The organism is Paenibacillus sp. FSL P2-0173, from assembly GCF_038008045.1.
GTDB lineage: Bacteria > Bacillota > Bacilli > Paenibacillales > Paenibacillaceae > Paenibacillus > Paenibacillus polymyxa_B.
The window spans coordinates 542,781-566,482 of record NZ_JBBOYK010000001.1 but is presented as its reverse complement, the minus strand read 5'-3'; the positions used below and the strand labels follow the sequence as shown (position 1 = coordinate 566,482).

General features: G+C 44.9%; 23 protein-coding genes. 22 read left to right on the top strand and 1 reads right to left on the bottom strand.

The features are described 5' to 3' along the window. Positions 1-74 precede the first annotated feature (74 nt). The 3 genes from MKX30_RS02300 to MKX30_RS02290 all read left to right on the top strand — a co-directional run bounded on the left by MKX30_RS02300 (position 75) and on the right by MKX30_RS02290 (position 1,860). On the top strand, positions 75-281 hold the full coding sequence (locus MKX30_RS02300; protein WP_013310543.1) for a DUF896 domain-containing protein: 207 nt from the start codon (positions 75-77) through the stop codon (positions 279-281). A 120-nt stretch (positions 282-401) separates the two neighbouring features. Continuing rightward, positions 402-911: a hypothetical protein gene (locus MKX30_RS02295; RefSeq protein WP_023989003.1), complete on the top strand. Its 510-nt coding sequence runs from the start codon at positions 402-404 to the stop codon at positions 909-911. Between the two features lie 154 nt (positions 912-1,065). Next, a complete protein-coding gene (locus MKX30_RS02290; protein WP_023989002.1) occupies positions 1,066-1,860 on the top strand; it encodes an HAD family hydrolase in 795 nt (264 codons plus the stop codon). A gap of 99 nt (positions 1,861-1,959) precedes the next feature. Here the strand turns inward: MKX30_RS02290 and MKX30_RS02285 are convergent, their stop codons facing one another. Then, positions 1,960-2,502: a 1,2-dihydroxy-3-keto-5-methylthiopentene dioxygenase gene (locus tag MKX30_RS02285; RefSeq protein ID WP_023989001.1), complete on the bottom strand. Its 543-nt coding sequence runs from the start codon at positions 2,500-2,502 to the stop codon at positions 1,960-1,962. Between the two features lie 283 nt (positions 2,503-2,785). Here MKX30_RS02285 and metH point away from each other — a divergent pair, with 283 nt between their 5' ends. From metH to MKX30_RS02190, 19 genes are all read left to right on the top strand, one after another. Beyond that, positions 2,786-6,226 (top strand): methionine synthase, encoded by a 3,441-nt coding sequence (gene metH / locus MKX30_RS02280; protein ID WP_028541730.1) that lies wholly within the window; start codon positions 2,786-2,788, stop codon positions 6,224-6,226. 79 nt (positions 6,227-6,305) lie between these two features. Beyond that, positions 6,306-7,235 (top strand): ribonuclease Z, encoded by a 930-nt coding sequence (rnz, locus tag MKX30_RS02275; protein ID WP_023988999.1) that lies wholly within the window; start codon positions 6,306-6,308, stop codon positions 7,233-7,235. Between the two features lie 464 nt (positions 7,236-7,699). Continuing rightward, positions 7,700-8,548, top strand: a complete 849-nt coding sequence (locus MKX30_RS02270; RefSeq protein ID WP_081326439.1) for a TIGR01457 family HAD-type hydrolase — start codon at positions 7,700-7,702, stop codon at positions 8,546-8,548. Positions 8,549-8,618: 70 nt separating this feature from the next. Beyond that, positions 8,619-9,437: an Fpg/Nei family DNA glycosylase gene (locus MKX30_RS02265; protein ID WP_028541727.1), complete on the top strand. Its 819-nt coding sequence runs from the start codon at positions 8,619-8,621 to the stop codon at positions 9,435-9,437. Then, positions 9,427-10,275, top strand: coding sequence for a deoxyribonuclease IV (locus MKX30_RS02260; protein ID WP_179085389.1), 849 nt, complete (start codon positions 9,427-9,429; stop codon positions 10,273-10,275). The genes MKX30_RS02265 and MKX30_RS02260 overlap by 11 nt, the downstream gene beginning before the upstream one ends. Positions 10,276-10,347: 72 nt before the next feature. Continuing rightward, positions 10,348-10,686, top strand: a complete 339-nt coding sequence (locus MKX30_RS02255) for a cyclic-phosphate processing receiver domain-containing protein (RefSeq protein ID WP_025724126.1) — start codon at positions 10,348-10,350, stop codon at positions 10,684-10,686. Next, positions 10,683-10,997, top strand: a complete 315-nt coding sequence (locus tag MKX30_RS02250; RefSeq protein ID WP_341062409.1) for a thioredoxin family protein — start codon at positions 10,683-10,685, stop codon at positions 10,995-10,997. The genes MKX30_RS02255 and MKX30_RS02250 overlap by 4 nt, the downstream gene beginning before the upstream one ends. Continuing rightward, positions 10,994-11,767, top strand: a complete 774-nt coding sequence (locus MKX30_RS02245; protein WP_341062407.1) for an ABC transporter ATP-binding protein — start codon at positions 10,994-10,996, stop codon at positions 11,765-11,767. The genes MKX30_RS02250 and MKX30_RS02245 overlap by 4 nt, the downstream gene beginning before the upstream one ends. A gap of 22 nt (positions 11,768-11,789) precedes the next feature. Then, positions 11,790-12,848 carry an SAM-dependent methyltransferase gene (locus MKX30_RS02240; RefSeq protein WP_341062406.1) on the top strand — a complete coding sequence of 353 codons (1,059 nt, stop codon included), beginning with the start codon at positions 11,790-11,792 and terminating at the stop codon, positions 12,846-12,848. A gap of 181 nt (positions 12,849-13,029) precedes the next feature. After that, a complete protein-coding gene (locus MKX30_RS02235) occupies positions 13,030-14,523 on the top strand; it encodes a serine/threonine-protein kinase (protein WP_081047519.1) in 1,494 nt (497 codons plus the stop codon). A gap of 39 nt (positions 14,524-14,562) precedes the next feature. Next, on the top strand, positions 14,563-15,549 hold the full coding sequence (locus tag MKX30_RS02230; protein ID WP_023988990.1) for an SAF domain-containing protein: 987 nt from the start codon (positions 14,563-14,565) through the stop codon (positions 15,547-15,549). Between the two features lie 22 nt (positions 15,550-15,571). Then, on the top strand, positions 15,572-16,285 hold the full coding sequence (locus MKX30_RS02225; RefSeq protein WP_023988989.1) for a hypothetical protein: 714 nt from the start codon (positions 15,572-15,574) through the stop codon (positions 16,283-16,285). Further along, a complete protein-coding gene (locus MKX30_RS02220) occupies positions 16,282-17,139 on the top strand; it encodes a hypothetical protein (protein ID WP_023988988.1) in 858 nt (285 codons plus the stop codon). The genes MKX30_RS02225 and MKX30_RS02220 overlap by 4 nt, the downstream gene beginning before the upstream one ends. Continuing rightward, entirely contained in the window at positions 17,140-18,975 is a 1,836-nt protein-coding gene (locus tag MKX30_RS02215) for an ATPase, T2SS/T4P/T4SS family (RefSeq protein WP_341062404.1), read from the top strand. It begins immediately after the preceding gene. Next, complete coding sequence (locus MKX30_RS02210; protein ID WP_341062403.1) at positions 18,965-21,049, top strand: hypothetical protein; 2,085 nt, start codon at positions 18,965-18,967, stop codon at positions 21,047-21,049. Before MKX30_RS02215 ends, MKX30_RS02210 begins: the two co-directional genes overlap by 11 nt. 51 nt (positions 21,050-21,100) lie before the next feature. Then, positions 21,101-21,580 carry a hypothetical protein gene (locus MKX30_RS02205; RefSeq protein ID WP_023988985.1) on the top strand — a complete coding sequence of 160 codons (480 nt, stop codon included), beginning with the start codon at positions 21,101-21,103 and terminating at the stop codon, positions 21,578-21,580. A gap of 40 nt (positions 21,581-21,620) precedes the next feature. Beyond that, the gene (locus MKX30_RS02200; RefSeq protein ID WP_071558656.1) at positions 21,621-22,016 is read left to right on the top strand and encodes a hypothetical protein; all 396 of its coding nucleotides are present in this window, start codon (positions 21,621-21,623) and stop codon (positions 22,014-22,016) included. Position 22,017: 1 nt separating this feature from the next. Then, positions 22,018-22,572 (top strand): hypothetical protein, encoded by a 555-nt coding sequence (locus MKX30_RS02195; protein ID WP_071558657.1) that lies wholly within the window; start codon positions 22,018-22,020, stop codon positions 22,570-22,572. Continuing rightward, on the top strand, positions 22,559-23,548 hold the full coding sequence (locus tag MKX30_RS02190) for a hypothetical protein (RefSeq protein WP_053325603.1): 990 nt from the start codon (positions 22,559-22,561) through the stop codon (positions 23,546-23,548). Before MKX30_RS02195 ends, MKX30_RS02190 begins: the two co-directional genes overlap by 14 nt. The last annotated feature ends 154 nt before the right edge of the window (positions 23,549-23,702 follow it).

Below are 23,702 nucleotides of genomic sequence, written 5' to 3'. Positions count from 1 at the left end.
TACGGGAGCCTTGACAAGCTCTTTTCTACATGTCAAAGTGTATTATATCTTTGCTTTTATGGAGGGGACACAATTTGGATATAGACAGCTTGGTACAGCGCATTAATGAATTAGCGCGCAAAGCAAAATCCGAGGGTTTGACGGAAGAGGAAGCCACAGAGCGCGCCAATCTTCGGGAAATTTATTTAGGTAACATTCGCCGTAATTTTCGGCAGCAGCTTGAGACGATTGAATTTGTGGACGATGATACATCGAAAGGAAATGACGGGCTGAAGCATTAATGTTGTTAAAGTGCCCAAGCCTGCAATTTGCCTTTTGTTTTAGGTACCTTTTATGGTATCTATATAGATCAGCTTTGAGGCAATTGTTTTAATGTAATATATCTGGGAAGGAATTGAGAGATGGCCCGATCATTTGAAAGAAAAGTACGCAAAAACACAGCGCATTTAAATAAATCGCGCAAAAAGCAAGGCATTCAAACCATTAGCGGCGCAGGTTCTACAATGGATATTTTCCGTGGCCGTAACATTACTGTGCCAATTATGCTGGCTGGTCTTTCTGTATTGTACATGCTTATGAGTTACTTTTTGACTAAGACCGGTATGCGAGGGATGGATTGGCTTGTATTCGGCCTGTACTTGATGCTGGCTGTTATCTTTTTCATCCGTCGTCCTTATTTGAAAGTGGGAAAGGATACTCTCTATATGCTGAAAGGTGGTAGAGAACGTCCAATGACGGCAGGGGACATGAAAGCCATCAAGATTGAAAAGGGTTACGTAACCGTTGAAAGAAAAGGTAAGGGTGGTAATTTTATTTTCACAAAATCATTAGGTCGCTATGACACGGATGCCATTGCAGAGCGACTTGAGAAGTTTGCGCTATCCAATCAGATACAGGTAGACAAGAAATAACTGATTTGCCTGTAGCTCTGTAACAAAGGCCGTATGATGTTATTTCATATAACATGCTGCGGCCGCTTGCTTAATATGGGCACACATAACGATTCAAATGCTTAATCAAGCAAATAGGCGTACATATACTGTGGAAAGAGAGTGGATAATTCAGATGACGATTCAGGCGGTAATGTTTGATCTTGATGATACCCTTTTGTGGGATGAACGTAGTGTAGAAGAGGCATTTGATGCAGCGTGTCAAACAGGCTCCCGTGAAGCAGGCGTTGATCCAAAAACTCTGGAGGAAGCCGTACGTAAGGAAGCACGCGCTTTGTATGAATCCTATGAAACCTTTAGTTTTACTCAAATGATCGGCATTAATCCGTTTGAAGGATTGTGGGCGAATTTTACAGCAGGTGAGCAACCTGAATTCCGCCAATTGGAACAGTTGGCCCCTGTTTATCGAAAGGAATCATGGCGCAGAGGACTCCAGCAACTAGGGATAGATAATGAGAAGTTGGCGGAAAAGCTGGCTACCCAATTTGCTTCGGAAAGACGCGCGCGTCCACATGTATATGAAGAAACGTTCGAGATTCTAGAACAATTGAAGGGACATTACAAGCTGTTATTGCTGACAAATGGCTCCCCTGATCTACAACAGGAGAAACTGGATGGAGTTCCTCAATTAGCTCCTTTCTTTGATCATGTTGTCATTTCAGGTTCATTTGGTCGAGGCAAGCCTGATCCGTCTATATTCCAGCATGCTTTGGGGCTTCTTGGTATTGAGCCTGAACATGCTTTAATGGTAGGAGATAAACTGACGACTGATATTCAAGGAGCGTTGGCAGCAGGTGTACACTCGGTCTGGGTGAACCGAAACACTAAAACCAATACCACAGAGATCAAGCCGAAGTTCCAAATCAAGCATCTGTCTGAATTGGACGGAATTATTCAATCGTTAAAGTAAGAAATCAATAGTCTTTAGAAACGAGTATTAAGAAAACTCCCTTCGCTATTGTTACAGAGCAGAGGGAGTTTTTTTATTCACACAAGGATAAATTCGTAATTATGCTTTAATGAAGGTTGGATCTTCATACGGTTCGGCAATCCAGCCATTTTCTTCGATGAACAAGCGGATTGCGACGATCTTTTGATTCTCCATTAAAGTGAAGAAGTGAGGTATATTTTCAGGTACGGAGATAACGTCCCCAGGTGAAAGCTCTACGTTAAAATAGCCGATCTCTTCTGGGCCTTTAATGATGAAGATGCCTTTACCAGCGACAATGGCACGGATTTCATCCTCGGTGTGGGTGTGAATTTGCTCAAACTTGGCCAGCAGCTCGTTCAAATTCGGCGTTGCTTCAGATAAAGTGATAACGTCCCATATTTTATATCCGCGACGTGCGGCTAAATCCTTGATTTCGGGTTCAAATGTTTTGAGAACAGCGGCCTTTTGATCATCTGTTAAGGTAAAGTTTTCTTGCAGCTCCCCAGACAATTTGGAAGCATCCCAATGTTCATACAATATCTCGTGACTCTCCAGAAATTCACGTACTTGTTCTTCACCGCTAATTCGTTCATTGGTATTACGTATTAAGATTTCGGCCATATATATATATTCCCTCTTTTCCACTTGGATTAATGTTGTATAAAGAATACCATGTCTTGAAACGTTGTACAATACAGGATTTCAACATTTTATAATGCAAATGACCATAGCTAAAGGATACAGGGTTAAGTACGCTCTATAATGCTACAAACTATAAAAATGGATAAGAGAAGTCATTTTTACAAAGAACAACCTGTATAAAACGTATGTTTTTACTTCAATCTATCTAAATGATACGGTTTCTGCTAAACTAGGATTTAACGTTTTGCGGGGGTGAAGAAATTTGGATAAAGTTAGCTTGCAGGATGCATTACAACGAAGAATACTCCTTCTTGATGGGGCCATGGGCACCATGATTCAACAGGAAGACCTTTCCCCCGATGATTTTGGTGGGGAAGAGCTGGAGGGCTGTAATGAAATGCTGGTCTTAACGAGACCGGATGTCATTCAAGGGATTCATGAAGCATACTTGAAGGCCGGAGCAGATCTAATTGAAACGAATACATTTGGAGCAACATCCGTCGTTTTGGCGGATTACGATATACCAGAACGTGCCCGTGAAATTAATCTGGTGGCGGCCAAACTGGCGCGTAACGCGGTGGATAAATACAGCACTGCGGACAAGCCTCGTTTTGTAGTAGGAGCTATGGGCCCAACCACGAAAACCTTGTCTGTCACAGGTGGGGTTACATTTGCTGAGCTGATTGAAAGCTATCAAGAGCAGGCCTTGGCGCTTATTGAAGGCGGCGTGGATGTACTCCTTTTGGAGACCTCACAGGATACGCTTAACGTCAAAGCTGGAAGCATCGGAATTCGGCAAGCTTTTGAGCAGACAGGTATCGAGCTTCCGCTAATGATTTCAGGCACGATTGAGCCTATGGGAACTACGTTGGCCGGACAAAATATCGAATCCTTTTGCATATCACTGGAACACTTGCACCCAATTTCGATTGGATTGAATTGTGCTACAGGTCCAGAGTTTATGCGTGATCATATTCGCTCTCTGTCTGAAATGTCCTCTGCAGCTATTAGCTGTTATCCAAATGCGGGCTTGCCCGATGAAAATGGCCAATACCATGAATCGCCTGATTCTTTAGCACGTAAAATGGCTGCTTTTGCTGAAAAAGGCTGGTTGAATATTGCTGGGGGTTGTTGTGGTACCACGCCTGAGCATATTCGAGTTATGAGTGAAAGTATGGCGCAGTTTGAGCCGCGTCCGCTGGTAGGTCATCATCCTCCTGCCGTATCGGGCATTGAGCCTGTATATATTGAACAGGACAATCGTCCGTATATGGTTGGTGAGCGAACGAATGTTCTGGGCTCCCGCAAATTCAAGCGTTTGATCGTGGAAGGCAAATATGAAGAGGCATCTGAAATTGCCCGTGCTCAGGTAAAAAGCGGAGCGCATGTCATTGATATTTGTGTGCAGGACCCGGATCGCGATGAAATGACGGATATGGAAGCATTTTTGAAACTGGTTGTAAACAAGGTAAAGGTACCTTTAGTGATTGATACCACGGATATTAAAGTCATTGATACAGCACTTCAATATTCGCAAGGCAAGGCAATAATTAACTCCATTAATTTGGAGGATGGTGAAGAGAAATTTGAGAAAATGGCTCCTCTTATTCATAAGTACGGCGCCGCTGTTGTTGTTGGAACAATTGATGAACGCGGACAGGCTATTTCACGTGAGGATAAGCTTGAGGTAGCTAAACGTTCTTATGATCTGTTGGTGAACCGTTATGGTTTGGCAGCGGAGGATCTAATTTTTGATACGCTCGTATTCCCAGTAGGAACAGGTGATGAGCAATATATCGGTTCAGCTAAGGAAACCATTGAGGGCATTCGCATTATTAAAGAAGCGCTTCCCGGGGTGCATACCATCCTGGGCATCAGTAACGTATCTTTTGGTTTGCCGGAAGCGGGTCGTGAAGTGCTCAATTCCGTCTATTTATATGAATGCACCAAAGCAGGTCTGGACTATGCGATTGTAAACACTGAGAAGCTTGAACGTTATGCATCCATTCCAGAGCATGAGCGGAAACTTGCGGAAGACTTGATCTATAAAACAAATGACGATACTTTATCCGCTTTTGTAGCAGCTTTCCGTAACAAGAAAGTGGAGAAAAAAGAAAAGATATCAAACCTTTCGCTCGAAGAACGACTGGCTTCCTATGTAGTCGAGGGAAGTAAGGAGGGACTCATTCCGGATCTGGAGCAAGCGCTCGTGAAATATTCTTCGCTGGAGATTATTAACGGCCCGCTGATGAAGGGGATGGAGGAAGTAGGACGACTGTTTAACAATAACGAACTGATTGTTGCGGAGGTGCTGCAAAGCGCTGAAGTGATGAAGGCGTCCGTAGCCTATTTAGAGCCGTTCATGGAGAAGAATGAATCCTCAGTAAAAGGTAAGATTTTGTTGGCTACAGTCAAAGGTGATGTGCATGACATTGGTAAGAATCTGGTGGAGATTATTCTATCCAACAATGGTTACCATATCGTGAATCTGGGTATAAAAGTACCACCAGAACGCATTATTGAGGCTTACCGTGAAGAAAAGGCCGATATGATTGGCTTATCCGGACTGCTTGTTAAATCGGCACAACAAATGGTGCTGACCGCACAGGATTTGAAAAATGCGAATATTGATATTCCAATAATGGTTGGTGGAGCTGCTTTAACACGTAAGTTCACTAAAAATCGTATCCGTCCTGAGTATGATGGTCTGGTTGCCTATGCAAAGGATGCTATGGATGGGCTGGATATTGCCAACAAGCTTATGAATCCTGAGTCCCGCAAAAAAATGGCTGAGGACATGGAGGCTGAGCGGGAGGCTGAAGCGGCAATAGTCGTGGAAGCTAAGCCGCTCCCTAAGCTCACTCGAGCTGTGCGCTCTAACATTGCTCAGGATCTGCCCGTCTATATTCCACCAGATACGGATCGTCATGTACTGCGTAATTATCCACTGAATTATATTTTGCCTTACGTGAATATGCAAATGCTAATGGGGCATCATCTTGGTTTAAAAGGCAATGTTGAGCAGCTGCTGGCTTCGGAAGATCCGAAAGCGATTCAGTTGAAGGAAACCGTGGACAGCATCATGTTTGAAGCTGTGACGGACGGAATCATCCAGGCACATGCTATGTATCGTTTCTTTCCAGCGCAGTCCCAAGGAAATCAAATTCTGATCTATGATCCGTCGGATGTGAGCAAGGTACTGCACACATTTACATTCCCGCGCCAGCAGGTAGAGCCTTATCTATGTCTGGCTGATTTCTTGAAATCAGTGGAATCCGGGGTTATGGACTATGTAGGTTTCATGGTCGTTACAGCTGGTCATGGGATTCAGCAGATATCTACCCGGTGGAAAGATAAAGGGGATTATCTGCGCTCGCATGCACTTCAAGCGGTAGCACTCGAAGTAGCAGAAGGGTTAGCGGAACGGCTTCACCATATTATCAGGGATAGCTGGGGGTTCCCAGACCCTGCCGATATGACAATGAAACAGCGACACGGTGCCAGATATCAAGGCATACGGGTATCCTTTGGCTATCCGGCATGTCCAGATCTGGAGGATCAGGGGCCGTTGTTCCAGTTGTTAAAACCTGAGGATATTGGCGTTGAGCTGACGGAAGGGTTTATGATGGAACCGGAGGCTTCTGTATCAGCCATGGTGTTCAGCCACCCTCAGGCGCAGTATTTTAACGTCGAAAAGGTTTAACACCTTTATCAGATAGGATAGCAAATACCCTCCGAGCTTCGGAGGTTTTTTGCTGGTCAGCAGGAAGAAGGTTAATGTTATGGAATTTTATTTTCTCGGTACAAATGCAGGGGTGCCTACGATTCAGCGAAATGTAACGTCCATCGCTCTTCGTTTGCTGGAAGAACGAAGAAGCATGTGGCTGTTCGACTGCGGCGAAGGCACTCAACAAGAGGTATTGCGTTCGCCGCTCAAACTAAGCAGACTTGAAAAAATATTTATCACCCATTTGCATGGGGATCATCTTTTCGGTCTGCCGGGACTGCTGTCGAGCAGGGCGTATCAGGGGGGAACGACACCACTGACGGTATATGGACCGCCTGGAATCCAGCAATATATCGAGCTATCTTTAGGGATCAGCCAATCGCGTATCAATTACCAACTACATATTGTGGAGCATACGGGTGGGGTTCTGTTTGATGACGGTCAATTCCGGGTGGAGTCAGCTTTGCTGGATCATCGGATCGACAGCTATGGCTACCGAGTTGTAGAGATGGATAAGCCCGGTAAGCTTAACCAAGAGCTGTTGGAGCGATATGGTATTAAGCCCGGCCCGGTGTACGGTAAGTTAAAGCGTGGGGAAAGCGTGGAGGTAGAAGGTGGAGTTATTTTGCATCCTCAGGATGTACTGGGTTCGCCGAAAAAAGGGCGTATCATCACGATTTTAGGGGATACGAGACCTTGTTCGAATACGGTAGTGCTGGCTCAAGATGCAACTGTCGTCGTTCATGAAGCCACTTTTCTGCATGAACTGTCAGATACAGCATACGAGTATCATCATAGTACGGCGCTTCAAGCAGCGGAAGCTGCAAAAGCCGCAGGTGCGGGTCAGCTAATCATGACGCATTTTAGTTCTAGGTATAAAGATCAGGAGCAGCTTCAGCCATTGCTGGAGGAAGCGCGAAGCATATTTCCCAATTCATTGCTTGCGGAGCAGCATGTGTTGTTATCGGTACCTGATATCGGTTAATAAACGATTGGAGAAGATATGTGCATGGGTGCCGGGGCAAGCCCCGGTGCCTTTGTTTTTCACCCAAATTATTTTCCGGGAAAGCGCAGGATGCGACAAGAGATGAGAACCCGTACACGGTGGTAGGGGATGAATTTGTTCTACCACATATAGAGGCGTGTCATATTCGAGTTTCTATATATCGAATTTAAAGGATTCTATTTCTTGAGTATGACCAGGAAATACAGGAGATTTCCTTTGAGGAAATAGCTCCTTCGATGGATTTCGACGAAGAAGTGAACTTATGTCATGTGAAAGCGACGGCTTTTAGCGAGGAATGGCGCCATTTTGGAGGGTTTACCAGCAATTCATGGACTTCATAAGCATTTTTGACTTAAGATAGATGAGATGAATGGAGACGGCCGATTATTTAATGACCTGAATAATTAAGGTGGTTAAATAAGAAGGAGAACATCGTTCATGGGATGAATTATAATTTTCAATGCTATGATGTGAATGGATTTGAAGTGGGGGAGGGGATTGCGATAAAATCGTTACTAATTGATCTGGATGGAACACTTTATCATGGAAATCGGATGATCAAGGGTGCGGATCTGTTCATATCCCGATTGCGTACAGACCAGATACCTTATGCTTATGTTACAAACAATGCTTCACGTACACCCGAATTGGTGGCTGAGCATTTGGTTGGTATGGGAATTGAAGCGGCCAGCCATGAAGTATATACTTCGGCGTTAGCAGCTGCACAATATGTTGCACAGCAAAGTCCTGGAGCTCGTGTCTATTGTATTGGTGAAACAGGATTACGCGATGCACTCACAGGAGCCGGTTTGCAGCTTGTTGAGAACCATCCTGATTATGTGGTGCAGGGGATAGATCGTCAATTTACATATGATGCGCTGGCCGCTGCCATGCGTTGGATTCGGGAAGGAGCAACTTTTATTTTGACAAACCCGGATCTCCAATTGCCTTCACATGATGGGCTAACGCCAGGTGCAGGTACGATTGGAGCTGCAATTGAAGCTGCTTCACAGGTAAAGCCTATTGTCATCGGCAAGCCTTCAAGCGTATTGATGAACTATGCGCTGAACCGCTTAAACATTAGGGCGGATGAAGCTCTGGTTGTGGGCGATAATATGCTTACAGATATTGCGGCAGGTGCAGCAGCAGGTTGTAAAACAGCTCTGATCCTGTCGGGCGTGACGACCCGCGCTAATATGGATGAACATGTGCGTACCGTTGGAGTGAAACCTGACCTGATGTTTGAAAATCTCGCTGAACTGCAGGACTGGATGAAAGAAGAGCTGAAATAATAGAAAGTATATGTCTTACAAAACTTGCGAGAATTAAAAGCTATGTAGCTACGAAAGGAAAGATGTTGATATGCCGGAACTTCCTGAAATGGAAAACTACAGAATCTTATTATCAAAACAAATTTTGGACATTCCGATTACTGGAGTGACGGTTAGCCGTGAAAAGTCCATTAATACTGAAGTGGAAACGTTTGAGAAGCAATTGCTGGGAACGACCGTTGTATATTTAGAGCGTCGAGGCAAGCATTTGATTTTTCATTTAAACACGGGCGGGCGGCTCGTACTTCATCTGATGTTGGGAGGACTGTTATATCTGGGAACGGAGGAGCAGCGTCCAGATCGTACAGTTCAGATCGAATTAGATTTTAGTGGATTAAAGCTTTATTTTATCGGACTGCGCTTAGGTTATCTGCACTTGCTAACGGCTAAAGAAACAGAAGAAGCTTTGTCAGACCTGGGACCTGATCCGTTAGACCGCCGCATGACTTTGGAAAAGTTTACAGCACGTCTGAAGGGACGCCGGGGGATTTTGAAAACAACGCTGGTGAATCAGCAGATTTTTTCGGGTATTGGCAATTGTTATTCAGACGAAATTGCTTATATCGCCGGATTTACACCGGGTTCCAAAGTACAAAACATTGTGCAGTCCCCAGAAAAAGTGGAAAAACTATATCATGCCACTCAATCCGTACTACGTGAAGCTACTGCGGAAGGCGGGTACATGGAAATGCCTCTAATGGAGGGGGACACGCTAACAGGTGGATTTGATCATCAGTGTCGAGTATATGACCGCGAAGGAGAAGAATCTCCAAGTGGCGGAAAAATTGTAAGGGTTGAACTGGCGGGGAAAAAAGCATTTTATTGCCCGGTACAGCAGCATGATGCCTAAATTGCTCATCGGCTCCCATGTGAGTACGCGTGGTGGCTTTTCCAAAGCCGCTATGCGTGCGCGAGAGCAGGGGGGACGTTCATTTCAATATTTCCCGAAAAATCCTCGTAGTCTTAGACTGAAGGAATGGAGTGCAACTGATGCTGCTGCTTGCAACGCTTACTGTTTAGAGCACCAGCTTCAATCCATTGCTCATTCACCATATCCTGTTAATCCGGCTCATGGGTCCGAGCGTGGTCAGGAACTTTATGAGCTGACGATTGCTTCATTACGCAATGATCTGGATATTGCTGAAGCCTGTGGGTCAAAAGGGATCGTCGTTCATTTTGGGCATCTGCATTCGTCAGACCCACTAGAGGGCTATCGTAACATTATTAACTGTTTTAATGATGTGCTGGAAGGCTGGCAAGGAAAAGCTAAAATATTGATTGAAAATCAGGCGGGGGATCACGGGCCCATGGGAACCACGCTTGAGGAACTGGTGCAAATCCGTCAGTTGTGCCAGAATCCTGACAGTATCGGCTTTTGCTTTGACACTTGTCATGCGTATGCAGCGGGATTATGGAACGGTGGAATGGACGAGGCTTTGATCGAAAAAGGGAATCGTCTCGGCTATTGGTCAGCTCTGTGCGGAGTTCATTTGAACGATTCTAAATACCCGTATGGCTCTAAAAAAGACAGACACGCCCGCGTGGGCCAAGGCTACATTGGTACTCAAGGAATGCGTTGGATGACAGATCAGGATGCTGTAAGAGGTATTCCTATCGTTTTGGAGAGTGGGACTGGACCTGATGGGACACATCAGGAGGATATTCAAATGATTCTAAGCTGGGACTAAATCGGTCTGATTGATAATAACTATCATTGAGGCTTGTGAGCTTGCATTTATGGGAAAAAGGAGGAGAAGTTGATGTATTTGTTTATGGACGATTATCGGCCTTGTCCTCCGGGCTTTAAGCTGGCAAGAGATGCGGATGAGTGTCTACTGCTACTTCATGAATACCCTATTTCAATACTATCGCTAGATTATGATTTGGGTCCAGGTCAGCCTACGGGAAAGGATGTGGCTGCTGCTATCGCAGGGAAACGGTTATATCCACGTGAAATTTACTTGCATTCCTCCAGTCCAGAGGGGCGGCGAGCCATGTACGAGCTACTCTATGCGAATAAGCCAGAGGGAGTCACCGTGCATAACGGGCCCATACCCGAGGAGCGTATGCGAGAGATCAGAAAAGGGTCTGAACGATGAAAGAGATCGGACAAAAAGAGGTGCGCCGTGCCATATGGGAGGGATGCAAGCTGGCTTTGTTTGTGTACACTCCCATGTGTGGAACATGCGCGGCTGCCCGTAAAATGCTGGAGGTAGCAGAGCATTTGCTCCCTGAAGATGCAGTGGTGCAGAGCAACATTAACTATATTCCTGAACTGGTACAGGAGTACCGGATATCCAGTGTTCCAGCGCTTCTTATATATAATGGTGAAAACAAAAATCCTGAAATCATCTACAAAATGGAATCTGTAGAACACTTGCTGAGCAAAATAAGGAGCGTGATGGAATGATATCCATGAAGAGCATTACGTTGCAGCGGGAAGAAAGACGGATTTTGGACGATGTAAGCCTGGACATACGAGAAGGTGAACATTGGGCTATTCTGGGTCGCAATGGTTCCGGTAAAACAACATTGCTGGAAATGATGACAGGGTATATGTTTCCAAGTCGTGGTACGGTTGAAGTCCTTGGGCAAATTTATGGTCAATGTGATGTGCGGGAAGTTCGCAAACAAATCGGATATATCAGCCAGACTTTGTTGGAAAAGCTGGCGCTAAAAGATCCCGTTTGGGAAGTGGTCGCTACAGGTGCGTATGCTTTTTTGCGCTTTTATCAGGAAATTCCGACAGAGGCAAAAGAAAAGGCCATATCTTTGCTGGAGGGTATGAATTTAGGCGACTTGATTCATCACCCGCTGGGGACGTTATCTCAAGGAGAACGTAAAAAGGTGATGCTGGCCCGCTCACTGATGGCAGAACCTCGTCTGCTAATTATGGACGAGCCTTGTGCCGGGTTGGATCTATTTGAGCGGGAAAAAATGCTGGTCGAGATTGATCGGCTCCGCAAGCGGGAGTTATCAGTGGTCTATGTGACTCATCACATTGAGGAGATTGTCCCCCTCTTTACGCATGTTGCATTGATTCGTGATGGTAAGGTCGCAGCAGCTGGCCCGAAAAAGGAAGTTTTAACGAAAGAATTGATTATGCACACATATGAAGTTCCGGTTGAGCTGGATTGGGATGGAGAACGCCCCTGGATTCGGGTGTGCACTGGAGGGTAATGTTATTTTGGAGGAACTATATATGAGTACAGATGAACAAAGTGAATCTACTTTGTCATCATCAAGATTTGTTTGTACAGCCAATCACGGTTTTGCACCCTATGCTCAAGAGGAGCTTAGAAGAATATTTGGCTCTGTTAAAAGCACGATGCTTTTACCTGGTGAAATTTTTCTGGCTACATTACCTGCGGAAGAAATTGAGGCAGTGAGGACAATTACAGGTCAGCCGCCGATGTTTTTACGTCACTTATTTCCTGTTCATTTTCAGGAAGAAGGAACGGACCTGGTTAAGGTACAGGAGCGTCTGGTTGCATTCATCCGTAACCGCAAGGAACTGATTGATCAACGTGTTTCTTTACAAGTGCGCAAAGGATCTAATAGCAGTTGGATTGAAAGCGCAGGTGCGCTCAAGCAGGCTTTGAGTGAACAATTAAGTGATCTACCTATGGAGCAGACAGTACAAGGCGCCGATGTTATTGTGTCCGTTTTTGCAGATACAGATACGTGGTATGCAGGTGTATCGCGTCCTGAGGACAATCTATCGGATTGGAGCGGAGGCGCGGTTCGTTTTCAAAAAGAAGATGGACAAATTTCTCGTGCCAAATTCAAGCTATTGGAAGCAGAAGCAACGTTCGGCATAGATTTTGCCGCTTTCCATCAGGGACTGGATATTGGGGCAGCACCGGGTGGATGGACTTCCTTCTTACTGGAACGGGGACTGAAAGTTACAGCGGTTGATCCGGCAAAGATGGAGCCATCACTGATGAAGTACGCCAATCTGACTTTTTTGCGTAAAAATGCAAGTGAAGTCAAATTTAAAGAGAATTCGTTCGATCTGCTGGTTTGTGATATGAGCTGGAGTCCTAAGCAAATGGCAAGGCTCGTTACTGATTTACTATATAGTTTGCGAAGTGGTGGTACTGCTATCGTTACGGTCAAGCTAATGCATAAAAAGCCCTTGGCGCTCATTCAAGATGTAATTGCTTCATTTGAAGAGTCCGGCATGCAGATTCAGCGAGCTAAGCAGCTATTCCATAACCGAGATGAGATCACCCTGTACATGATCAAGTATGGAAAATAATACTTTACAATGGATACAGGTGTGCTATATAATAAATCCAAATTGTTCCTTAAAAAATAATAATCACGTTTAAATCAAGGGAAAGCATCCCGCGAAAACGGTTTTCATGACGACATGGAAATTTGATTTTGCGGCAGCTTTCCCTTTTTTGCGTTGTCTGCTTGAGAAAGGTGGTAGGAGAATAATGAAGCAACCATCACAGTTGGAATTCGGATCAATTATCGGTGAGCGTTACCGTATTGTTCGCACATTGGGTTCGGGAGGAATGAGCCGCGTGTTCATGGCAGAGGATTTAAAACTGCCAGGCAAGCAATGGGCGGTGAAGGAGTCGGTTGCCGGGCCACAAGTGATGAAGCTTGTACGCACGGAGGCAGAGATGCTGATTTCGCTAAGCCATCCACGTTTACCGAGAATTGTTGATTTTTTTGAGCATCCTCCATCTGGTGCGGTATATCTGGTCATGGATTACATCGAAGGAATTACGCTGGAAGCATACATGAAGGACTACCAAGGCTATATTCCACAGGAGCAAATCGTCCCATTCGCTTTGCAGGTACTGGATGTGTTGGACTATTTGCATACCCGTCAACCGCCAGTCATTTACCGGGATCTGAAACCAACGAATATTATGCTGACACCGGAAATGGAATTTATACTGATTGATTTTGGAATAGCGAGGAGCTATAAGGCTGAGGTGGATCAAGATACGGTAAAGCTGGGCACAGTGGGCTTCGCTGCTCCGGAGCAATATGGAGCTGGTCAGACGGATGCTCGTTCAGACTTATACAGTTTGGGAGCGCTGCTATTGTATCTTTGTACAGGAGGCAAATATAGCGAGTGGACTGCGGGAGTAGAAGGGTATATTCGCGGAGAATTGCCCCGCCATTTGATCCCAGTGATTCGAAAACTGCTGCGTCAGCATCCTGAGGAACGATTTCAATCTGCCGGGGAGGTCATTGGAGAACTGCGGCACAGTGCTGATTTTCAGCCTGCTCAACAAGGAATATCCGTTAATGATGCCTCATTGGATTATGCAGGTACAAGGGTAGTGGCTGTACTGGGTGTATCTGCCGGCTCCGGTGCTACGCATACAGCAATTGCGGTGAGCCACTATCTGGCTCGAAGGTCCCGCTCCGTAGCTTTGGTTGAGCTGCACAGCACAGCCAAAGCATTTGCCCGACTTCAAGAAGTCGTAGAAGGCACATCTGTTGGACAATCGAGTTCAAGTCGGCGTTTTGAAGTCGATGGAGTACATTACTGGCGACAAACATCTCGTGCGGATGTCATTTCTTTGTTGGGTGGTTCCTATAGATTTATCGTACTGGACCTGGGGAGTGGGCAGGACAATGAACGATTGGAAGAATTCTTGAGAGCCGATTATCCGCTCGTCGTTGGCTCAGGGGCCGAATGGAGAGTTCAGGATATAGCAGGGTTAGCCCGATCTCTTCAGCGCCATCCACAGCACAAATGGAATTACTGCTTGCCATTGGCAACCTCGGAGGCGGCCCGCAGGCTTCGTAAGGAGCTGGATCACGATAAAGTATTTGCTCTACCGTTCCACTCAGACCCCTTCGAACCGGATGATGAGATGGATCAGGTGTTGGACGAACTGTTTCGCGGAGTCATTCCAGATACCCGGAGAAGACGCTTCGTATTCCTTAAGCGACGGCGCTAGATAGAAGGTATATATCAAAAGAGGCAGGGGAGAAGTTGTGTGTCTAAGCTAAGAAAAAGCAGTAAACAAAAACTATACGCCGGTTGCATTGGCGCTGGGATTGTTGGCATTATCTTTGCCGGCTACCTTATGGTTAATATCCATCAAATGAATGAGGTCAGGAAACAGGCTGAGGTAGAGGCAGAACTGAAATGGAAAGTGTATGAACAGGAGCAACGAACCGCGAAAAAAGGCTGGGTGGTTGTCCGTGACATTTCTCCAGGTGAACAGATTGCATCTAATGATTTGAAGGGAATTAAAGTTCCCGGTTCTCAGGCTCCATCAAATTTGCTGGCAGATAAAAGTGAAGTTTCCGGAACCACAGCCAAGATTGAGCTTAAAAAAGGATCTGTGCTTACATCGGCTATGATAACTGCTGATGAACCCACACCTAAAGATTTACGCAACCGTGAGCTAAAGGTGGTGGTACTACCCAACAGCCTGAAGTCGGGGGACGAAGTGGATATTCGCATTCAATTTCCAACAGGTCAGGATTACATTCTATTATCTAAAAAGAAGATTTCCCGACTGGAAGGTCCAATTGTCTGGGTCACTTTGAATGAGCAGGAAATATTATCGCTTTCGAGCGCGATTGTTGATGCCTATCTGCATAAAGCATCCATTTATGCTCTGACATATGTCGATCCCCAATTTCAGCCCAAAGCAATCCCGACCTATCCGCCTAATGCGCAGGTGTTAGCGTTAATGAATAGTGATCCAAATTTGATACACATTGCTGAACAAAAGCTGTCCAAGCAGCTGCGGGATTCCCTTGAAAATGCAATTAATTCATCAAACAGTGTGATTTCAACACCTGTGGAAAGGAGTCTGAGTGAGGAAATTGCAGCTCAGCATGCGGGTGCTACTATAGAAAACCCAGCAAGCGGAATTGATGATACAAGAAATGAATATGAGAACGAGCAGGATCATCAAGAACAAACAAAGATTCTGACGCAGGACGGAAGCTCTGATCCGTATGCCAAATAAATGAGAGAAAAGGAACGGAAGTATGAAAACATGGATATTTGCCGGGCTTTGTGACAAAAGCGATACCTTGTTATACATCAGCAGCATATTAGCAGCTTCCGGCCAACAGGTACTGCTTGTGGATGCTACGCTGCGGGGACGGTATCGGTATAGCATAGGGATGCTTGACAAACCACTTCCCATTACGCAGTTTAGTGGTTTTGATGTAGCAATTGGATTTACAGCATGGGAAGACCTGCATATAGGTATGACGGCTGATCAGAAGGCAGAGCAGGCTTATGACATTGTTATTTTGGATGTAGAGTTACCTAATTTTTGCCCCATTTCTGTTTGGAAAAGGGCAGAACTCCGAGTTTGGGTCAGTGATTATAGCCGCATGCTAATGCATAACGGACAGAATTGGCTTGAGCATTTATTCAGTCAACCTGAATTTCCTAAAGATCTTGTATTTCACAAGCTTTTTTTACAGGCTGTGGATTGTGGTGTGGAGGAGCCGTACCTGTGGGAATACATGAACCATTTCCCAGCTTTTTGGCAGCAAGAGCCATATGTACTGCCATGGGATGAGGGGCTGCTTGCTCTGAAACTGGAAAATGAGCATAAAAAACAGCTACTACTAAAACCGCTATCCAGAACGTATAAGAAACAATTATGCCGTTGTATTGGGGAATGGATGAGTTGGGAATTAAAAGTGAGTCGTCGTGCGCTAAAGCGTGCGGAAAGGAGTAGAGCATGAGTACCATTTTGTTTTGGAGCCCCATTAAGGGGGCTAGTGGAAGTAGCTCTTTGGCGGCAGCAATAGCAATTACCATAGGCAATCTATATCGAGGAAGACTATTATTGACTCATTTGGGTCGTAAATATACCGGTATTGAATCAGGATTACCTATACAAGAGTATGGTATGGACGATCCAACCCTACAGCTTCAGGAAGGGGGCTGGGATGCTGCCGCACGTTTAGTTCTGCGAGGGACACTGTCTAAAGAAAATATTCGTAATTATACGACGCCTGTACTCGAACATACTTTGGATGTACTTGAGGGAACCTCCAGCTTTGGAGCTGCACCGCCGTTACTATCTCCAGGGCTTGTACGGGCAGTAATAGATACAGCGAATCAATATTATGATTTAACGCTGATTGATGCAGGAAGTGGAGCAGGGTGGGGGGCTGTACAGCATGAAGCATGTGCACGAGCCAAACTGGCCGTTCTTTCACTCACTCAAAATATGCGAGAGTTAGACGCTTATTTTGAATCTGTGTCTCCGTTATCTACCTATTCATCGTTACCCTTATTGATTGTACTTGGGAAATATGATGTGCATTCTCAAGTGAATGAAACGAATATTCGCAGGAGATATGGCTACAAAGGTGCTTTGTATACAGTCCCTTATAGCACCGGATTTATGGACGCATGGAACCGCAGGGATGTGATCGGCCATGTGCAGCGTGAGGTGCGAAGTGGAAAAGAGCAGCACCGCAAGCTTTTTATGCCCGTGAGATGGGCGCAGAGTATACGGCATATCAGCAAAGCTATTCTGGAGGCGGCAGAGTCCGATCTTCGGCTCAAGGCTTTGGAGAGGGGCGCTTAAATGCTGTCCGCTCAAATGATCAACGGATTGATTCTTACCTGTATAATACTGATGTGCATCGTACTGATTATTGTTAAATACCGAGGAAATCTTCACTCGCGACATTCAACCCTTCGGGTAGAAAAAAAGAACGAAGATGCCACATTCGAAACATTAATAGAGTATATCAAAAATGCACTTCATGAACTAAGTCATAGCCAGATGGCGGATGCCGGATTGCATGAAGAGGAATATAGACGGCGTATCCATCAAAGGGCGGAACTACGCAGGGCGTTAAAGGACTGTGCCAATGGCAGCATGGGTGATAAACGTTTTGTTAAAAATCTGATGGCTGAGCTTCTGATTAACGGTTACGGCTTAAACGAGAAAATTGTCGATATTGTTATGCCATTCTCCCGACCTGAGTTGTTTAGCATACAGGATCAATTCGAAATTATATTTTACCAATACCAGCAGAAGTTTGGCGCTGATGCACTATCACGTTTACTGGATACTTATGACTTGGCCGAAATGAGGTATTCACAGCAAGGTGAAGAAGATGGAAGTTATCTCGTTACCGCAGAGGATATTCGTTATATCTATGACTGTGAGTACCGCCCTCTTTCCTTTTTGGAGAAAGTGGATATTATTGTCCAGCGGATTTATCAGCATTACAAAGGCTTTTCCGTCATTGATGATATTCGTGACCAGCGGATCGACGGTGTAAGTGGGGGCGTCAGTGGTATGCCGGAAGGTGGGATTCCTGCATCATCAGACTGGCCTTCGGATGGGTATGTATTTGAACAAACATCTGCGCCTACTGCCAATGGTTATGAGAGCGTATGGATCTTTTATAAAGGTAAAACTATCCATCTTTCGTTCCTTTCCTTCGGATCTGAGCGTGAACTTAAAAGGGTGTGCCAAAATATTTATAAATACAATTACCCGGGACAGCTTTCCGAAGCGAATGGTTATAAGGTCAACGAAATGAAGGATGGGTCACGGGTAGTGGTGGTGCGCCCTCCTTTCTCAGAATCGTGGGCTTTCTTTGTCCGTAAATTCGATATTCAAAGCGCATCGCTGGAACAGTTAATTAAGGGACAGAATGCTGATTTTCCAATCCAGTTACTTTCTTATTTAATGAAAGGCAGCCGGATTACTGCTATTACAGGCGCGCAGGGTTCAGGTAAGACGACGTTGTTAATGGCGATGGTCAAGCATATTTATGCTTCGTATACGCTTCGTGTTCAAGAAATGGCCTTTGAACTGCATCTACGCAGCATTTACAGTCGCCGTAACATTCTTACCTTTCGAGAAACGGACCATATTTCAGGACAACAAGGGCTTGACTTGCAGAAAAAAACAGATGGAACCGTCAATATACTAGGCGAAGTAGCAAGTGATGAAGTAGCTGCTTGGATGATTCAAATGTCGCAGGTTGCCAGTCTGTTCACCATTTTTACTCATCATGCCAAAACATTTCGTGATCTCGTGTTTTCACTTCGTAATTCATTGCTCAAAACAGGAGTATTTCAGCATGAAGGCATCGCTGAGGAACAGGTAGTTCATGTCATTAACTTTGATGTGCATCTCAAACGTGATGCGGAAGGGCGACGCTACATCGAACGGATCACAGAATGCGTGCCGCGTGACCCGGATCATACGGATACAGGTTCCAATGCTTCATCGAGCTATAGTTATCGCCACGTTATGGAATATCGGAACGGAAGCTATATACCGATGGAGCCCCTAACTGCCAAAAGTGCAAAAGAAATGTGTGAGCAGATGAATGTAAAGGATGCCAGAGATTTCCGCAGTTTTTTGACCCGCTATTGGGAGGAAGACTATGAGTCTTAAAGAAATTTTATTATGGATTTTACTAATATCAGGTGGGAGCTTTGCGCTTCTATATATAGTTTTGTGGGGGTTGCGTAAGCGCGGTAGTCATGCAGTTCGCAGAGGACGAATTCATTCTGTTCAGGAAGGTCGCAAAGGAAAAGCGGTACTTCAACGTGAGCTGCAAGCCTTACTGCATAAGTTGTACACGCTGTGTATGAAGGTGCCTTTTTTATCTGGATACATCACAAGTGTACGTAAGCGACTAGCTGGTCAGCATGCCTACGATGAGTACAAGCTTCGCCTACAGACCATGAAGATGACGCTGTTCATCTGGGGGGCTTTTACTTGCAGTGGCGTTGTGCTGGTCATGATGAAGCCAGGAATAGAGTTTGCTATATTGGCTGTTTTATGCGGAGTGGTAATCAACAGTCTTATTTTGGATATGGCCATTAGCCGGATGGAAAAAAGGCTACTTGCACAGATGATCGAATTATTCGCCAATGTACGTCATTATTACCATCAGCACGGTATGGTGGAGGAAGCCATATCCGAAGCGGCCGATTTAGCTGAGGCAGAGGCTGGGAGACACGCACGACTCATCCATGAGGCGCTAACAGATGTTGATCCGCACGAAGCATTGGAAAGATACTATGAGTCGGCTCCTAATCGATTTTTAAAAGCTTTTGCCGGTATCTCATATATGGTAATGGAGTTTGGTGACCGGGTTGATGAGGGGGGCTCCATTTATTTGAAGGGGCTCGGCAGTCTCGCACGCGAAATCCAGTTGGAGTTGCTGCGAAGAAATAAACTGGACTATCTGTTAAAAAGTCTAAACGTGATCGCACTGGCACCTGTTTTCTTTACGACCCCAATCGAGACATGGGCGAGATCCAGCTTTCCATCCATGGATGAGTTTTATCAGGGAAAATTGGGTTATATAACGAAATTGTCCGTTTATATTGTGATAATCGTATCTTATTTCCTGTTACAGAAACTGCAACAGACCGATGAGACAGGATATCGTGCGGGTAGAGGCCGGAGGGTTTGGGAGCAGAAGCTATACCGTTTTCCCATCATTCGTAATGTGGTGGATTCTTTAATTCCGCGTCAGCATATGTCTTCTTATTTCCAAATAACCCGTCTATTAAAGGAAAGTGGTGCGGAGGTTAAGCTGGAGTGGCTCTACATACGCAGAATGGCTCTTTTTATCGTAGGATTGGTGCTCAGCATCAGTACGATATTTTTTTTACATGAAGCTGAGAAAACGCATATCCTTCACGCCCCAGTACAATCAGGTCAAATGTTTGGACGTTTAAGTCCGGTGGAGCAAAAAGAAGCTTCGAAGCAGAGTGAGATTGATCGCAAAATCATGCATTCGCTGAACATGAGGGCGAACAGCACATACGAACAAACGTACGTTGTTTTAGAGCATAATGCTAATGGAACTGCTACTCCTGAACAGCTATCCACAAATACTCGGCGTATCCTCCAAAAGCTGAAAGATTGGAATGATGAATACATCAAGTGGTGGGAAGTACTGATTAGTTTGATTGTTGGGTATGTAGCCTATCAAATGCCTATGCTTTTATTATATTTGCAACGAAAAATGCGTCGGTTGGATATGAGGCATGAGGTGTATCAATTTCAAACGGTTATTTCCATTTTACGGGTTATGGAACGAATGTCTGTCGAGGAGATATTGGAGTGGCTGAACAGATTTTCAGTTATATTCAAAAGATCTCTGCAAAAATGTTTGCTTCATTATGAACACGGGCCAGAGGCAGCTCTCGACTTGCTAAAAGAAGAGGCACCTTTGCCGGAATTTCAACGTCTAGTGGACAAGCTCCATTTGTCTTTGGGTAAAATTACGATTCGAGAGGCCTTCGATGATTTGGAATCCTATATGTCCTACTATTTCGAACAAAGAAAACAGGAGTATGAAAAAATAATAGACAGCAAGGCTATCTGGGGGAGGATGATTGGTTTTGCCCCGATGTATGGTCTTATCTTTTTATATTTGGTGATTCCGTTGATCGGTATGAGCTTTGTTCAAATGGATAACTATTATGAGCAAATACAAAAAATTCAGTGAAAAAGTTCTATTATGACTAATACAAAATAACAAGCTAAGGAGAGAAAAATAATGAATAACGCATCAACAGCTTTAAAGGTAGCCGCTGGGATATTTTTGACCATCGCTCTAATTACGATTGTAGTTATACTGTTTATTTCAGCCCAGGAGGCGACTAAAACGGCACAAAACAATTTTGCTGATATCCAGACCGAATTGTCTCAGGCCTCTTTTACGGTATATGACGGCACAACGATTAGCGGTTCCCAGGTGACCAATGCGCTGCGGAAGTTTCAGGGGAAGGACCAATTCGGCATTCAGATTAAAACCGGCAAAAATATGGCAGGCCAGTGGTACGGTAATGCTCTGAACATTAGCCCAGACAGTGAACAGTATGGCGCCGTGAATGGCGGCAGTGATAAGACTGGGAAAATCACGAATACGCTTAATGAGAAAGAGAATGAATACGTAAATCCAAGTGGCAAATTCAAGGCTGAAATCGTCAAGGACAAATCGAACGTTGTCCGTGGATTGTTGTTTACCCAGTCCTAAGCACTACAGTAAAGATAATAATCATAAGGGGGATGAGAGTATGTCTGATCACGCTTCAAGCATGCTGCGGCTTGGTGTGTCAGTTATTCTGTTCATAACCGCATGTGTAACGGCAGCAGACTTGTCCAGCCAGCTGGATGGTGCACTGGAATTAAGATCACAGCAGGAAGAGCATTCTGAAGGGCGAATAGCCCGTACTGCTGGGGTGGGGTTGCCGGAACGGATAAAAGGAACTCAGGTAATGCAGGCAATTCGCATGAACTTACAGGAGGGGATTTCGATTCATGTCGACGGGACAGAGTACGATGCGTATTCTGAACCGTTTGAGCCTGATGTATCGACCTTAGATGCTTCTTCTTTATATTCCATATACCCACAGCGTAATGGGAATGGGGACATAACATCTGTACGTTTTGAGAAATTGGGGGAGGAATGAAGTGGTTCAAACAATATCCAAGCTGCTAGGGGCGCTGATCGCTGTATTGCTTTTGTACATCGTACCCGCAGCTCAAGCTGCTGAACGGCAGGAAGATATATCCGGGTTAAATACATATCATTCAACTGTACGTTTTGTTGATATGGTAAGAACCAAAGGTTACATTACACCGACGATGTATAACGATTTTATGCGTGATCTGGAATTGACAGGCAATATGTACGAAGTTGACTTGGAGCATATGCACAAAAAGTATGTACCGGACTATGCAGATGCCGCGAAGCCAGACAGTTTTCTGGGCAATTATGAAACTGTATATGATGGGTACTATAATCCGCAAATCTTACCTGTACTGTTTCCTGACAATCAGCAGCCAAAATCAGATCAGCTACGTCGGTATACCTTGATGGCCGGGGATTATTTTACGGTCCGGCTACATAATACGAATCGGACTCCTGCGGACTTGTACAAATCATGGCTTCTCGGTGGGGCAGATAGCGGAAAGCCGGCAGTTACAGCTTCTTACGGGGGCATGGTTCTGAATGAAGATTACTGATTTTGCAGTCATATTTATACTTTTGTTTTTGCCCTTTGGTGTAGTTAGTGACTTACGGGTCCAGAATCAGCGTGAAGTGCAGCAGCTAGAAATGAAATATACGTCGGCTCTCCGTACCGCAGTTCAGGATGCAGGGGTTATGCTCTCACAGAATGAACGTCAAGAACGCGAGGCCGGATACGGATCGGATAAGTTTTTTCGTGTAGATAAAGAAGCAGCGCTGCACACGTTCCTGCACACCCTTTTTCTTAATGTAGGCATTGATGGGGATATAGTAGCACAACGTGCATTATTGGATTACATACCAGCCATTGTAATTCTAGATTATGACGGTTATTATGCGTTCACTTCAGAAGCCTATACCGACGAGCATGGACAAGCTGCCATAGGTCCCAAATGGAGCGAAAAAAAGCCATATGCCTATGTTGATTCAGTAGGCAACAGTGTGGGGTTCACCTTGGATAATTATGTGCACGCATATGATGCGCGGAATCACAGGTGGGTGGAGGGCTTTCAAAAGGAACTTCAGGACCAGACCCCTATATCTTTACTGAATAATTCAGAAACTTTTGAGCAAATACGTCGTTCCACCATCGTTCGCAGCGTCCAAGAGGACCTGGCGCGAATTATTAATGTCCATAACGAAAAAGCTGCACGTAACGGCATAACTTATACGTTCACGCTACCGCTCATTCCGCAAGAGGAGTGGTACAACACAGTAGATGATGTGGGTCTGATCGCGTTTATCCAAGGCATTCCGGTCGGAGACAGGTATTACAATAACTATGGATTTGGTGGTGGGAGAGTCGTTAGAAAGCAAGACATTATAGGCGGCATAGAACCAGATACTGGGATGAAATATTTTTATAGAGATTCATGTCCAGCTCCCTTTAAAGCGAGTGAACGTTTTGCGGATGAAAAATCTGCAGCAGCTGCGGGATACTTTGAGTACAAATGTTATAATGGCTTAAAATAATCACCTTCATGGGTGGTTTTTCTTTTTTTAGGCAGATCCATATCAAAAACCTTAAAAATCGCTGTTTTCCATATTCCGATATGGTTGCAGAATGTGCTACAATAAAGCTTTGAAAGAAACGAAATGCATATGAAATAAGAACAGTCGGCAGCGC